The following is a 15,205-nucleotide window of genomic DNA, read 5'->3' as shown; positions in this document are numbered from 1 at the left end:
CATTCAATTCAAGATACGATTGCTGTTCTGACATCATTAGCCAGTTGATTAGCATATTTATTAACGTCATCTTCATTCACGCCTTCTACCATTACTCGCACCAAAGGCTCTGTACCTGAGGAGCGTAGCAGTACCCTGCCCTTGTCGCCAAGCTTTTTCTCAACGGCTTCAACCGCTTTTTTGATGCTTTCAATTTCGTCAAGCTTAACCTTAATTTCGGTGCGAATATTGATCAAAACTTGTGGATATTTTTTCATACCCGATTTTAGTTCGTGCAAACTTTTGCCAGTGCGCTGCATTTCTGCCAACACTTGCAAGGCAGACACGATGCCATCGCCGGTTGTCGTTTTATCCAGACAAATAATATGACCGGAACCCTCGCCGCCCAACATGCCTTTTTTCTCAGCTAATAATTCCATAACATAGCGATCACCTACATTGGCGCGGAACAACTGCACGCCTAAGGCCTTTAGGCCATGCTCCATTCCCAGATTGGTCATCAGTGTGCCTACCACAGGGCCGTGCAGCTTACCTTCCTCCAGACGGGATTTGGCGATAATGTAGATTAACTCATCACCATCGACTATCTCGCCTTTGTGATCGACCATAATGATTCTATCGCCGTCTCCATCCAGCGCTATGCCAAGATCGGCTCGATATTCCCATACTTTGGCAGCCAAGGCCTCCGGACTCGTCGCACCGCACTCATCATTGATATTCAACCCATCAGGATCGGCACCAATGGTAACGACTTCCGCACCCACCTCGCTGAATACATGCGGTGCAATATGGTAGGTTGCGCCATTTGCACAATCAATAACAATGCGCATACCTTTAAAATCCAAATGCGGCGGCACGGTTGACTTACAAAACTCGATGTAGCGGCCGGCGGCATCGCCTATGCGCTTAGCTTTTCCAAGCTTTGCCGACTCCACTGTCGTCATAGGCGCATCAATATATTGTTCAATTTGATGCTCCAGATCGTCCGGCAGCTTGGTACCATTGACTGAAAAGAATTTGATACCGTTATCGTAATAGGGATTGTGTGACGCGCTGATAACAATCCCGGCTTTAGCTCTTAAAGTACGCGTCAGATAGGCTACACCCGGTGTTGGCATTGGGCCCAACATGCGGGTATCAACCCCGGCCGCAGACAAACCGGCTTCCAACGCTGATTCAAACATGTAGCCCGAAATACGCGTATCTTTACCAACGATGACAAAACCGCTGCCTTCCTTTGCAAACACCCGACCGGTCGCCCAACCGAGTTTAAGCATGAAATCTGCCGTAATGGGATAGTCACCGACTTTTCCGCGAATACCATCAGTACCAAAATATTTTTTTGCCATATTCAATTCCACATTCCTGTTACCAAAAAAAAGAGAGACCGAAGCCTCTCTTAGTTTTAATTGCCTGCAGGCTTAACCTTGCTCGGTAGCACCATCAACAGTCGCATTACTATCGTCTTTTTTACCCCAATGATCGACTTCAAGATCGGTATTGGAAGAAGGCGGCGTGTCATCCCAACCTTTCGGTTCTCTGACCGGCTTTCTGTTCATCAAATCTTCGATTTGAAATTTATCGATAGTTTCATACTTCATCAATGCTTCAGACATGGTATGCAAAATATCCATATTTTCTTTCAGAATATTTTCTGCACGCTCATAATTTCTATCAATAATCGAGCGAATTTCTTCATCAATAGTATGTGAGGTTTCTTCGGCGACAGATTTATGCTGGGTCACTGAACGCCCCAGAAAAACCTCGCCTTCCTCTTCACTATACGTTAATGGCCCCAATCTTTGCGACAAACCCCATTTGGTTACCATATTTCTAGCCAATTCGGTAGCGCGCTCGATGTCGTTTGAAGCACCGGTTGAAACTTGCTCCCAACCAAAAACCAGCTCTTCGGCAATCCGACCACCATAAAGACTTGAAATCATACTATCCAGCTTACATTTACTGGCACTGTATTGATCGCGCTCAGGCAAAAACATAGTCACACCCAATGCTCGGCCACGGGGCATGATACTCACTTTATAGACTGGGTCATGTTCCGGCACCAACTTGCCTACGATGGCATGTCCCGCTTCGTGGTAAGCGGTCATTTTCTTTTCTTTTTCATCCATGACCATGGAGTGTCTTTCCGCACCCATGATTAATTTGTCTTTGGCTTTTTCCAAATCGACCATGCTGACTAAACGTTTGTTAAAACGCGCTGCGAACAAAGCTGCTTCGTTAACCAAATTGGCCAAATCTGCACCGGAAAAACCTGGCGTGCCTTGGGCGATATATTTAACGGTGATATCTTCAGAAAGCGGCACTTTTTTCAAATGTACATTCAAAATTTGTTCACGCCCTCTAACATCCGGCAAACCGACCACAACTTGTCTGTCGAAACGACCCGGACGCAATAAGGCTTTATCCAATACATCGGAACGGTTGGTTGCAGCAATCACGATAATACCTTCGTGACCTTCAAACCCGTCCATTTCAACCAACAACTGGTTCAAGGTTTGCTCACGCTCGTCGTTACCGCCACCCAAACCTGCGCCACGAGAACGACCGACCGCGTCAATTTCGTCAATAAAGATAATACAAGGCGCATGTTTCTTGGCTTGTTCAAACATGTCGCGCACCCTAGAGGCGCCGACACCAACAAACATTTCTACGAAATCGGAACCTGAAATAGTAAAGAATGGCACTTTAGCTTCGCCAGCAATCGCTCGAGCCAGCAGTGTTTTACCTGTTCCCGGCGGGCCAACCATTAAAGCACCACGCGGTACTTTGCCACCTAATTTCTGGTATTTAGCCGGATCTTTAAGGAAGTCGACCATTTCCTGCACTTCTTCCTTCGCTTCGTCACAGCCTGCTACATCAGCAAAAGTGACTTTGTTCTGATCCTGATCCAGCATTCTGGCTTTGCTTTTACCAAAACCCATGGCTCCACCGCGACCACCAACACCGCCGCCTTGCATTTGGCGCATAAAAAACACCCAAACTGCAATCAGTAACAAGATAGGTCCAAAAGATACAAAAATCTGCATCAGCATGGAAGGCTCTTCAGGTGGCTTAACGACAATCTCCACCCCATTGGCTAACAAATCATCGATCAAATGCGGATCATCAGGCTTGTAAGTTTTAAACTTATCGCCCGATTGCATTCTGCCAATGACGGTATCGTCTGCAATGGCGACTTGCTGCACTTGGCCAGCTTTCACTGCATCAATCATCTGTGAATACGACAAGGTAGCATCAGCTCGAATCGACCGAGAGCCAAAATTGTTGAAAACCGCCATCAAAACCACTGCGATAACAACCCACAGCACTAAATTTTTCATCATATCGCTCAATTTACGCGCTCCGGCCACATTCGGCCCAAATATTTAAAAACGGAGTAATTATATCAGGAATACTCATCTCCCTACCGACCATCATAGCCTGCTGCCTTATGAGTGTACCAAGCTATTTAAATCCTTTTGCCAAAATATACACTTCATTACTTCTGGCCCGTGAAGCTTTGGGCTTGCGAATAACCACACTGGAAAACTGTTGTTTAACTTGATTATGGTAGGCATCAAAGCCTGCACCTTGGAACATTTTAATCAAAAACGTACCACCTTTGACTAAAATACTCTGCGCCGCATCCAAGGCCAATTCGCCTAAATAGATCGCTCGGGGCTGATCAACTTCTTTATTACCACTCATATTGGGGGCCATGTCTGACAATAACAAGTGTACCGGCTCATCATCAAGTACTTTATAAAGTTTTTGCAAGACTTCCTCTTCCCTAAAATCACCCTGAATAAAATCGACACCGACAATCGGCTCAATCTCTAACAAGTCCAAAGCGATCACTTTATCGTTTTTGCCGGCAATTTTCCTGACATATTCCGACCACCCACCCGGCGCCGCCCCCAAATCGACCACATTGATACCAGGGCGAATGATTTTATCTTTCTCTTGAATCTCAATGAGCTTGAATACTGCACGTGAACGATAACCAAGCGCCTGTGCTTTCTTGACATATTCGTCCTGAAAATGTTCCTGCATCCACTGCTGACTACTTTTAGTGCGTGCCATAAATTCTATTGGTGTAAAATTGCTACTATTTTAAGTTAAAGGAAACAGAGTGAATCTCATTGAAAAGAAAAAGCTGAAAGCCCAAGCCCACCTGCTTAAACCGGTGGTGATGATTGGTCATTCCGGCTTAACCCCGGCAGTCATGAAGGAAATCAATTTAGCGCTGGATACTCACGAATTAATCAAAGTCAAAATTCGAGCCGAAAGAGACGACAGAAACATAATCAGGACTCAAATCTGCGCAGAAACGACTGCAGAACTGATACAGTCGATTGGTCAAGTAGCGGTATTTTTTAGAAAGAACCCTAAAAAGTAAAGCCGGGGAGGTAAAACCTCCCTTACTTCATTCCTTATCGGTTAGATATATTCAACCGATAATATTTCGTATTCAATATTACCGCCCGGTGCTTTCACAATCACCACATCTTCGGCTTCTTTGCCAATTAGAGCACGCGCAATCGGTGAGCCCACGGAAATTCGACCCTGCTTGATATCCGCTTCATCCTCACCAACAATTTGATAGGTGACAACTTTACCGGATTCAATATCCTCGATTTCCACTGTTGCCCCAAATATCACTTTGCCATTAGCATCGGTTTTAGTCACATCAATGATGTTTGCATTGGATAACTTACTTTCGATCTCAGCAATTCTGCCTTCTGCAAAACTTTGCTGCTCACGCGCGGCGTGATATTCGGCATTTTCTTTCAAATCGCCGTGTTCGCGGGCGTCAGATATCGCCTGAATGATACGCGGTCTGACGACAGTTTTTAATTCATCCAGCTCGGTACGTAGTTTATTGGCACCCGTCACCGTCAGCGGCACTTTATTCATGAATAACTCCTAAAAACATTTCAAACATCATCCTTTAATAAAAGTTTTATGCAAATCCTGCAAACAATTAACATCACCGGCCGACAACTCACCTAAAGCAAAACAAGCCGCTCTGGCACCGGCCATAGTGGTGTAGTAAGTCACCTTACGCTGCAAGGCTTCGCGACGCATGGTAAACGAATCGGCCACCGCTTTCGCGCCTTCAGTGGTATTAACGATCAATTGGATTTCGCCATTTTTGATCATATCCACCGTATTGGGTCGACCTTCGTTAACCTTGAAAATTTCTTCGCATGCTATGCCGGCGGCTTTCAAGACCTTGGCCGTACCACGGGTTGCGACAATTTCATAGTTTTTGTCGATCAACATCTTAGCCAAATCGGGTAATTTAGGTTTATCGGCATCGCGAATACTAATCAACACTTTGCCGCTTTGACTCAAGTCGACACCAGCCGCTCTTTGCGACTTAGCGAAAGCTTCGCCAAAGGTTTTACCGACCCCCATTACTTCACCGGTTGACTTCATTTCCGGCCCCAATAAGGAATCGACGCCAGGGAATTTGATGAACGGGAATACAGCTTCCTTAACAGAAAAATACTCAGGGATACGCTCTTCGGTGATGCCTTGCTGTTTCAGGGTTTTGCCCACCATGCAACGCGCAGCGATTTTCGCCAGCGGATAGCCGGTGGCTTTAGACACAAACGGTGCGGTACGCGAAGCCCTTGGATTGACTTCAAGCACGTAAATGGTCTCACCCTGAATGGCAAACTGGGTATTCATCAAACCGCAGACGCCCAAAGCTTCGGCCATTTTAGCCACCTGAGCGCGTAATTGATCTTGCAGATGCACAGGCAAATCATAAGGTGGAATTGAACACGCCGAGTCGCCGGAATGTACACCCGCCTGCTCGATATGCTCCATCAAGCCGCCGATCAGCACTGTTTCGCCGTCGTAAATCGCATCGACATCCATTTCTACCGCATCATCCAGGAATCTATCCAGCAATACCGGCGAATCGTTAGACACGCTGACCGCTTCTTTCATGTAGCGGCGTAGACCTTCTTCGTTGAAGACAATTTCCATCGCCCGCCCACCTAATACATAAGACGGACGCACGACCAACGGATAGCCCAGCTCTTTGGCGGAATTGACAGCCTGCTCTACCGAACGCGCGGTAGCATTCGGTGGCTGCAATAGACTCAAGCGTTCCAAAAGTTTTTGGAAACGTTCACGATCTTCGGCTAAATCGATAGAATCCGGCGAGGTGCCGATAATCGGTGCACCTGCAGCTTCCAGGGCGCGCGCCAATTTTAACGGGGTTTGACCACCGTACTGGACGATAACGCCTTTAGGTTTTTCCAGATCGATAATTTCCAGCACGTCTTCCAGCGTCAACGACTCAAAATACAGTCTGTCAGAGGTATCGAAGTCGGTGGATACGGTTTCCGGGTTGCAGTTGACCATGATGGTTTCATAGCCGTCTTCACGCAGCGCCAGCGCCGCATGCACACAGCAATAGTCAAATTCTATCCCCTGACCGATTCGGTTTGGACCGCCACCGAGAATAATGATTTTTTCTCTATCGGTGGGATTGGCTTCGCACTCCTGCTCGTAAGTCGAATACAAATAAGCCGTATCAGAGGCAAATTCTGCCGCACAGGAATCGATACGCTTGTAAACCGGACGTACACCTTGTTTATGTCGAATATTGCGTACTTCCGATTCTTTAGTCGCCAATAACTTGGCCAAACGCGCATCGGAAAAGCCTTTCCGTTTCAGACTCAATAATTCACCGGCTTCCAGCGTCGCCAGCGTTTTGGTTGACAGGGTTTTTTCGGTCACGATCAAATCTTCAACCTGCGCCAAAAACCACGGGTCGATTTTCGATGCCTGATGAATTTCGTCAAAACTTAAACCACTACGAAATGCATCGGCCAGATACCACAAACGTTCAGGCCCCGGATAACGTAATTCTCGCAAAATAGTATCTTCACTATTTTCTGCGGTTAAATCGATGATTTCATCCAGACCGTCCACACCCACTTCCAAGCCACGTAAGGCTTTTTGCAAGGATTCCTGGAAAGTACGGCCGATTGCCATCACTTCGCCCACCGATTTCATCTGCGTGGTCAGTCTGTCATTGGCTTGCGGAAATTTTTCGAAGGCAAACCTTGGCACCTTGGTCACCACATAATCGATGCTCGGCTCAAACGATGCCGGAGTGCTGCCGCCGGTAATCTCGTTACGCAATTCATCCAGCGTGTAGCCAACAGCCAACTTGGCGGCCACTTTAGCAATTGGAAAGCCGGTGGCTTTGGAGGCAAGCGCCGAAGAGCGCGATACCCTTGGATTCATTTCGATCACGATTAAGCGACCATCGTCGGGGTTTACCGCAAACTGTACGTTGGAACCACCGGTATCGACCCCGATTTCCCGCAGCACGGCCAAGGAGGCATTCCGCAGAATTTGGTATTCTTTATCGGTCAGGGTTTGTGCCGGCGCCACAGTGATGGAATCGCCGGTATGTACGCCCATAGGATCAAAGTTTTCAATCGAACAGATAATGATGCAATTGTCTTTTGAATCGCGCACTACTTCCATTTCGAACTCTTTCCAGCCCAAAATCGATTCTTCGATTAATAATTCGCTAGTTGGCGACAAATACAAGCCGCGCTCGCAAATCTCGATAAATTCTTCACGGTTGTAGGCAATACCGCCGCCGCTGCCACCCATGGTAAACGACGGCCTAACAACAGTCGGATAACCCACTTCTTCTTGCGCAGCAAAAGCTTCTTCCATGCTGTGCGCGACTTTGGCTTTTGAGACAGCCAGACCGATTCGACCCATCGCCTCATTAAACAAGGCGCGATCCTCGGCCATGTTGATGGCTTCCTTGGTTGCGCCTATCATTTCCACACCGTATTTTTCCAATACGCCGTGCTTGTCCAAAGCCAAGGCACAGTTCAGCGCAGTCTGACCACCCATGGTCGGCAATACGGCATCGGGACGTTCCTTTTCAATAATTTTTTCTACCGTTTGCCAATCGATAGGCTCGATGTAAATCGCATCGGCCATATCCGGATCGGTCATGATGGTAGCGGGATTGGAGTTGACCAGAATCACCCGGTAGCCTTCTTCGCGCAAGGCTTTACAGGCTTGAGTACCTGAATAATCGAACTCGCAAGCCTGACCGATAACGATCGGTCCGGCGCCCAGTAATAAAATCGATTTTATGTCGGTTCTTTTTGGCATAGGACTCTATAACACTTAAGCAGGACGGGGCTGATTCATCAGCGCCATGAAATCATCAAACAAGGCCTCGACATCATGCGGACCTGGACTGGCTTCAGGATGCCCCTGAAAACTGAATGCCGGACAATCGGTACGCTCCATGCCCTGCAAACTGCCGTCGAACAGTGAATGATAAGTAGCGCGTAAATTAACAGGCAAAGAATCCGCACTAACCGCAAAACCATGATTCTGACTACTAATCATCACTCGACCACTGTCTTTATGCTGTACCGGATGATTAGCGCCGTGATGGCCGAATTTCATTTTTTCGGTTTTCGCGCCGCTGGCAAGCGCCAGTAATTGATGACCTAAACAGATGCCAAACAGCGGAATCTTGTGCTCCAGTATGATTTTAATGGCTTCGATAGCATAATCGCATGGCTCCGGATCGCCCGGGCCGTTGGATAAAAACACCCCATCGGGATTCATCGCCAGCACCTTATCCGCCGGCGTAGTGGCGGGCACCACGGTTACTCGGCAACCGCGATTGACTAACAAGCGCAAAATATTACGTTTGACGCCAAAATCATAGGCCACGACGTGCTTTGTTGGCTTTAAAGCTTCGGTATGGCCTTCACCCAAGCGCCAGACGTTTTCAGACCATTCGTATACTTTAGACGTGGTGACTTCTTTGGCCAAATCCATACCTTGCAAGCCGGGAAAGCCCTCAATGGCCTGTTTGGCGGCTTCGACATTAATACTGTCGCCAGCCATGATACAACCACGTTGCGCACCTTTATCACGTAATAAACGGGTCAATTTGCGGGTATCAATATCGGCAATCGCCACCACCTTATGCTCACGCAGATACTCCGGCAAGGTTTTTTCAAGGCGCCAGTTACTAGCTAATAATGGCAAATCCCGCACCACCAAGCCACTGGCAAAAACAGCTATGGACTCGTCATCTTCGGCATTGGTGCCGACATTGCCGATGTGCGGATAAGTTAAAGTAACAATTTGGCGCGCGTAGGAAGGGTCGCTGAGTATTTCCTGGTAACCGGTCATTGCCGTATTAAAAACCACTTCCCCAACGGAACAGCCATCGGCACCTATAGAGATGCCGTGAAACTCAGTTCCGTCTTCCAATACCAGTAGTGCAGGTTTATTCAAGATTGGCCACCTTAGATGTAGAAAACGGGATGAGCCTGACGACTAATCCCGTTCCGAGAGAGTAAAAACTAATGCAATTTTACGAAATTATGGCGATTTGGTCATTAACAATTTTTCAGATCTAACACATCCTGCATATCAAACAGGCCAACAGACTTATCTTCCAGCCATATTGCAGCCCTTACCGCACCATTGGCGAAAGTCATACGGCTAGTGGCTTTATGGGTAATTTCCACCCGCTCACCCTCGTCAGCAAACATCACAGTATGCTCGCCTACAATGTCGCCGGCCCGTATAGTAGAAAAACCAATGGTTTTGCGATCACGCACACCAGTATCGCCTTCGCGACCATAAATTGCGCAGTCTTTTAAGTCACGACCCAGGGCTGAAGCCACCACTTCACCCATACGCAGTGCCGTGCCGGACGGTGCATCGACTTTGTGCCTATGATGCGCCTCTATGACTTCGATATCGGTGTATTCACCCATCACCTTGGCGGTTATTTCCAATAACTTTAAGGACAAATTGACACCGACACTAAAATTCGGCGCCATCACAATGGCGATATCCTTGGCTGCCTCGGCAATCATGGCTTTTTGTGCCACTGAATAACCGGTGGTGCCTATCACGACTTTTTTACCCGCTAGTCGGCAAATTTCGATGTAGTCCATCGATGCTTCCGGCCGGGTAAAATCGATTAACACATCAAATTGATCCAAAACAGCCGCTAAATTATCCCCCACAGACAATCCCAAGCTGGATATTGCCGCCAATTCGCCAGCGTCTTTACCTACTGCCAGGCTTTCAGGCCGGGAAATAGCCACTGTCAACTCAGCCTGTTCGGACAAAGCCGCCGCCTTTACCAAGCATACGCCCATACGGCCGGACACTCCGACCAACGCAATACGTATCATGATTTATCCTGTCAATTTATCGAAAAAGCTTTTCACACCGTCAACCCAGCCGTGCTCTTGCGGGCTATGCTGCTTGCCACCACCACTGAGTGATGCCTGCAACTGCTCTACCAAGGCTTGCTGTTCTTTGGTTAAGCGCACAGGTGTTTCAATCTGCACTCGGCACAACAAATCACCTACCGCACCACCACGCACCGGCTTAACACCTTTACCTCGTAAGCGGAATAGTTTGCCGGTTTGCGTTTCCGCAGGGACTTTCAGCTTAACTTTACCATTTAGAGTCGGCACTTCCAGTTCACCGCCTAAGCAGGCAGTTGGAAAACTGATGGGCATTTCACAATATAAATTGGCGCCATCGCGGGTAAAAATCGCATGATCCTTAACCTGCACTTGTACATACAGATCTCCCGATGGCCCACTATTCACGCCGGCCTCGCCTTCCCCGGCCAACCGTATCCGGTCACCGGTATCTACTCCGGGTGGTACTTTGACATTGAGGGTTTTGGTTTCCTGTATCCGCCCCTGACCGTAACATTTAGGACAGGGATCTTTGATCTGCTTGCCGCTGCCATGACAGGTCGGACAAGTTTGTTGCACGGAAAAGAATCCCTGTTGCATCCTGACCTGGCCGTGGCCATGACAGGTGCTACAGGTGACAGGGCTACTACCTTTTTTAGCGCCGGAGCCGCTACATTCACCGCACGCCACCAGCACAGGCACCTTAACGACCGCCTCGGTGCCACCTACAGCCTCTTCCAGCGTCAACTCCAGGTTGTAGCGTAAATCGGCGCCACGCTGCACGTTGCTGCGCTGCTGCCGGCCACCGCCGCCAAAAATATCACCGAACACATCACCAAAAATATCACTAAAATCCGCACCGCCGCCGCTAAAACCACCACGACCGCCCATGGACTGATCGACGCCGGCATGACCAAATTGATCATAAGCCGAACGTTTTTTCGGGTCCGACAGCACTTCATAAGCTTCCTTGATCAGCTTGAATTTCTTCTCAGCTTCCACTGGACTGTCACTATTTCTGTCCGGATGAAATTTCATCGCCATCTTGCGATAACTTTTCTTGATCTCGGCTTCACTGGCGTTGCGATCAACTTCCAGCAGTTTGTAAAAATCTTCTTTTGCGGCCATTTTTAATTTAAGGGATATTTCTTTAATATTTATTTACGAGAACGTAGGATGGGTAGAGCGACAGCGAAACCCATCAAACAATTATTCCAAATCCAAATCACTTTCCAAAACGTTAGCACCCGACCAATTCACAGGAAGAATGCCGCGTTTAACATAACGATGAAACGACGAATAAGGCCAATCTTGCGCCCATTTTACAAGACCATGCTTGACTGGGTTGAAATGAATATAATCCACATGCTTCATAAAGTCGTCTTCATCTCTGACGCAATGTTCCCAAAATCGCCTTTGCCAAATGCCCCGTTCTTGCTTAAGCGCCCGACTATTGGAAATCCACTCAACTGATTCAATATTGCGCGAAAACTCGGCTTTAATTTGTCGCCAACGCAGACTGAAATCATCGTCACCTTCCGGCAAAGTCCATATGCAATGCAGATGTTCCGGCAACACAACCATGGCATCAATGCTAAAAGGATGCTTTTGCCTCACATTCCGAAAGGCTTCCCGCAAAGTGCCGACATGTTCAACCAATAATGCTCGATTTCGCTCAGCCAAATTGACGGTAAAAAAATAACAGCCAGCTTTGATTCGATAGCGACGGTATTCTGTCATTGCTTCAATACCTTTACAGGTTAATTAGCGCCGCCAGACAACCATCAAATTGTTAACCACTACGATAACTCGTCCAGCAATTCCGTGGAGTTGATATTGACAGCTTCAATATAATTACGCTCGATTAACAGCAATGTAGGATGGGTAGAGCGACAGCGAAACCCATCAAGACAGTACCAACTATTTATGATCCCGACTCACTCTCCAAAACACCAACTCCGACCACACCGTTTACAGAATGCTGCTTTAACATAGCGGTGAAACGCTTTAAATCGATGGGTTTCGCTATCGCTCTACCCATCCTACGGACTGCAGCCCATAGCGTTACCACGCAGAGCTTCACTGCCATTAAGTTAAGGAAGAACAATCCCTTCTCCCTCCGGGAGAAGGTTAGGATGAGGGGATTAAATAAAGCTTTTTTGCCTTATTATAAATCTCCTCTCCCCAACCCTCTCCAGCAGGAGAGGGAGCTTTTTCTTAACTTAATGGCATTGACGCAGAGCTTGGGGACGATAAATAAAAAGTAAAGGCGGATTACCTTTCGGCAATCCGCCCTATGCATTACTTATTATCGTCCTTAACTTCCTCAAACTCGGCATCGACCACATCGTGATCTGAATCGGCTTGTTGTTGACCACCTTCAGCATGCGCTTCACCAGCACCGGCTTCCGCACCACCTTTTTGAGCATAAACCCGCTCAGCCAGTTTGCCGGACAGTTCGGTCAACGCATTGGTTTTGGCTTCGATGGCATCTTTATCGTCGCCTTTCAACACAGCATGCAAGTCACTAATCGCAGACTCAATGGCTGATTTTTCTTCGCCGCTGACTTGATCACCCAAGTCTTTCATGGATTTTTCGGTGGCGTGTATCATGCCTTCGGCTGAATTACGCGCGGAAACCAGCTCTTTCAACTTGCGATCTTCATCAGCATGCAATTCAGCATCTCTGACCATACGTTCAACTTCGTCGTCGGACAAACCGCTGGAGGCTTTGATAATAATCGATTGTTTTTTACCGGTAGCTTTGTCTTTGGCAGACACGTTCAAAATACCGTTGGCATCGATATCAAAAGACACTTCGACTTGCGGAATACCCCGTGGTGCAGGTGGAATGTCCTGTAAATCGAAACGGCCCAAGGATTTATTGCCGGAAGCCACTTCGCGCTCGCCTTGCAATACGTGTACGGTAACCGCTGTTTGGTTGTCTTCCGCAGTCGAGAACACTTGCGAAGCGTTAGTCGGAATAGTGGTGTTTTTCTCGATTAACTTGGTCATCACGCCGCCCAGGGTTTCGATACCCAAAGACAGTGGCGTCACATCCAACAATAATACGTCTTTAACATCGCCACCCAAAACACCGGCTTGAATCGCTGCGCCCAGCGCTACTGCTTCGTCAGGGTTAACGTCTTTACGCGGCTCTTTACCGAACAATTCTTTTACAAAAGCCTGTACTTTCGGCATCCGCGATTGACCACCGACCAAAATCACATCGTTAATTTTTGATGTTGAAATGCCGGCATCTTTAATCGCTTGCAGGCAAGGGCCTTTGGTGCGCTCGATCAACTCGTCAACCAACGACTCCAGTTTGGCGCGGGTCAGTTTAACGTTCAAATGCTTAGGACCTGCCGCATCCGCTGTGATGTACGGCAGATTAATGTCGGTTTGCTCGGAAGACGATAGCTCGATTTTGGCTTTTTCCGCGGCTTCTTTCAAACGCTGCAATGCCAGAGGATCGTTGTGCAGATCGATGCCGCTGTCTTTTTTAAACTCGCCGGCCAAAAATTCTATGACGCGCAAGTCAAAATCTTCGCCGCCCAGGAAAGTATCGCCGTTGGTGGCCAATACTTCGAACTGGTGCTCGCCTTCGATTTCAGCGATTTCGATGATGGAAATATCAAACGTACCACCACCCAAGTCGTAAACCGCGATGGTGGTATCACCTTTAGGTTTGTCCATGCCGAACGCCAATGCCGCAGCAGTCGGTTCATTGATGATGCGTTTGACGTCCAGACCGGCAATCCGACCAGCGTCTTTAGTCGCTTGACGTTGTGAATCGTTGAAATAGGCCGGTACGGTGATCACAGCTTCGGTGACTTCTTCACCCAAAAAGGCTTCGGCGTCTTTTTTCATCTTCATCAATACGCGAGATGATACTTCAGGCGGCGCCATTTTTTTGCCGTGGCATTCCACCCAGGCATCGCCATTGTTGGCTTCCATAATTTTGTATGGCACCATTTTGATATCTTTTTGCACCGCATCTTCTTTAAAGCGACGGCCGATCAGACGTTTGATGGCAAACAAAGTGTTTTCAGGATTGGTGACCGCTTGGCGTTTGGCCGATTGACCAACCAATACTTCGTTGTCGCCAGTAAAGGCGATAATAGAGGGAGTGGTACGTGCGCCTTCGCTATTTTCGATCACGCGGGCAGTGCCATTTTCCAGGACAGCCACACATGAGTTAGTGGTGCCCAAATCGATTCCGATCATTTTAGCCATTGAATTTTCTCCAGACTTGAATAGGTAAATTAAAAAGTTGTTAGCGATATGCGGTTGATAGTTTTAATTTCAAGCCTGCTCATCAATTTTTGAGCTATCGACCGGTTTATCCTCGGCTTTGGCAACCACCACCATCGCCGGACGCAACAAACGGCCGTTTAAAACATAACCTTTTTGGAACACAGTGATGACATGATTAGGCGCAATGGTTGAACTGGGTTGCATGACCATGGCCTGATGTAATTCCGGATTAAACGGCTGCCCGGCAGGATCGATGGTTTCGATATTGAATTTGGCAAACACGGCTTCGAACTGTTTCATGGTCAGCTCGCTACCTTCCCTAAGCTTAACCAGCTCCGGACTATCGCCCGCAGCCGCTTGAACACCTAATTCCAGACTATCCAGCACACTCAATAATTCTTTGGCAAATTTGGCCAAGCCGTATTTGCGCTCATCTTCCAGGTCTTTCTGTACCCGCTTTTTCAGGTTTTCCATTTCCGCCAAGGTACGCACGGCTTTGTCCAGGTTTGCCGCAGCTTGCTGTTGCGCCTCTGCTAATTGTTGCTGCAAGACTTCGATACTGACTTCTACCGGCTGGGTATCCTCGGCATTTTCTTCGACTTGCTCAGAAAACACTTCGTTGGTTTGCTCAAGCACTTCAGCGATTAAATCACTATCCGTCTGCTGCTCATGGCTTGATTGCTGATGACTCATGGTTC

At 47.8% G+C, this 15,205-nt stretch carries 12 protein-coding genes; 1 reads left to right on the top strand and 11 read right to left on the bottom strand.

The genetic code is table 11. The annotated features are described in order from the left end of the window. Positions 1 to 8 precede the first annotated feature (8 nt). The 3 genes from glmM to rlmE all read right to left on the bottom strand — a co-directional run bounded on the left by glmM (position 9) and on the right by rlmE (position 4,083). Entirely contained in the window at positions 9 to 1,349 is a 1,341-nt protein-coding gene (gene glmM, locus A1359_RS04950) for a phosphoglucosamine mutase (protein WP_066978859.1), read from the bottom strand. A gap of 72 nt (positions 1,350 to 1,421) precedes the next feature. Continuing rightward, a complete protein-coding gene (gene ftsH, locus A1359_RS04945; protein ID WP_066978856.1) occupies positions 1,422 to 3,344 on the bottom strand; it encodes an ATP-dependent zinc metalloprotease FtsH in 1,923 nt (640 codons plus the stop codon). 121 nt (positions 3,345 to 3,465) lie between these two features. Then, positions 3,466 to 4,083 (bottom strand): 23S rRNA (uridine(2552)-2'-O)-methyltransferase RlmE, encoded by a 618-nt coding sequence (gene rlmE, locus A1359_RS04940; RefSeq protein WP_066978853.1) that lies wholly within the window; start codon positions 4,081 to 4,083, stop codon positions 3,466 to 3,468. Positions 4,084 to 4,132: 49 nt separating this feature from the next. Between rlmE and A1359_RS04935 the strand changes: the two genes are divergently transcribed. Continuing rightward, complete coding sequence (locus A1359_RS04935) at positions 4,133 to 4,399, top strand: YhbY family RNA-binding protein (RefSeq protein WP_066978850.1); 267 nt, start codon at positions 4,133 to 4,135, stop codon at positions 4,397 to 4,399. Positions 4,400 to 4,440: 41 nt separating this feature from the next. Here the strand turns inward: A1359_RS04935 and greA are convergent, their stop codons facing one another. The 8 genes from greA to grpE form a co-directional block, all read right to left on the bottom strand. Continuing rightward, positions 4,441 to 4,917 (bottom strand): transcription elongation factor GreA, encoded by a 477-nt coding sequence (gene greA / locus A1359_RS04930; protein WP_066978847.1) that lies wholly within the window; start codon positions 4,915 to 4,917, stop codon positions 4,441 to 4,443. Positions 4,918 to 4,944: 27 nt separating this feature from the next. Beyond that, the gene (gene carB, locus A1359_RS04925) at positions 4,945 to 8,169 is read right to left on the bottom strand and encodes a carbamoyl-phosphate synthase large subunit (RefSeq protein WP_066978843.1); all 3,225 of its coding nucleotides are present in this window, start codon (positions 8,167 to 8,169) and stop codon (positions 4,945 to 4,947) included. Between the two features lie 15 nt (positions 8,170 to 8,184). After that, a complete protein-coding gene (gene carA, locus A1359_RS04920) occupies positions 8,185 to 9,318 on the bottom strand; it encodes a glutamine-hydrolyzing carbamoyl-phosphate synthase small subunit (RefSeq protein WP_066978840.1) in 1,134 nt (377 codons plus the stop codon). A gap of 104 nt (positions 9,319 to 9,422) precedes the next feature. After that, complete coding sequence (dapB, locus tag A1359_RS04915; protein ID WP_198159276.1) at positions 9,423 to 10,232, bottom strand: 4-hydroxy-tetrahydrodipicolinate reductase; 810 nt, start codon at positions 10,230 to 10,232, stop codon at positions 9,423 to 9,425. Between the two features lie 3 nt (positions 10,233 to 10,235). Continuing rightward, complete coding sequence (gene dnaJ, locus A1359_RS04910) at positions 10,236 to 11,378, bottom strand: molecular chaperone DnaJ (protein WP_066978834.1); 1,143 nt, start codon at positions 11,376 to 11,378, stop codon at positions 10,236 to 10,238. 81 nt (positions 11,379 to 11,459) lie between these two features. Next, positions 11,460 to 11,990, bottom strand: a complete 531-nt coding sequence (locus tag A1359_RS04905; protein WP_066978830.1) for an REP-associated tyrosine transposase — start codon at positions 11,988 to 11,990, stop codon at positions 11,460 to 11,462. Between the two features lie 561 nt (positions 11,991 to 12,551). Next, positions 12,552 to 14,486 carry a molecular chaperone DnaK gene (gene dnaK / locus A1359_RS04895; RefSeq protein WP_066978824.1) on the bottom strand — a complete coding sequence of 645 codons (1,935 nt, stop codon included), beginning with the start codon at positions 14,484 to 14,486 and terminating at the stop codon, positions 12,552 to 12,554. A gap of 69 nt (positions 14,487 to 14,555) precedes the next feature. Further along, the gene (grpE, locus tag A1359_RS04890) at positions 14,556 to 15,200 is read right to left on the bottom strand and encodes a nucleotide exchange factor GrpE (protein WP_066978821.1); all 645 of its coding nucleotides are present in this window, start codon (positions 15,198 to 15,200) and stop codon (positions 14,556 to 14,558) included. Positions 15,201 to 15,205: the final 5 nt, after the last annotated feature.

This window comes from Methylomonas lenta (assembly GCF_001644015.1).
GTDB classification, from domain to species: domain Bacteria; phylum Pseudomonadota; class Gammaproteobacteria; order Methylococcales; family Methylomonadaceae; genus Methylomonas; species Methylomonas lenta.
Note: the sequence above shows the minus strand (reverse complement) of the source record. Positions and strands in the feature narration are given on the sequence as shown.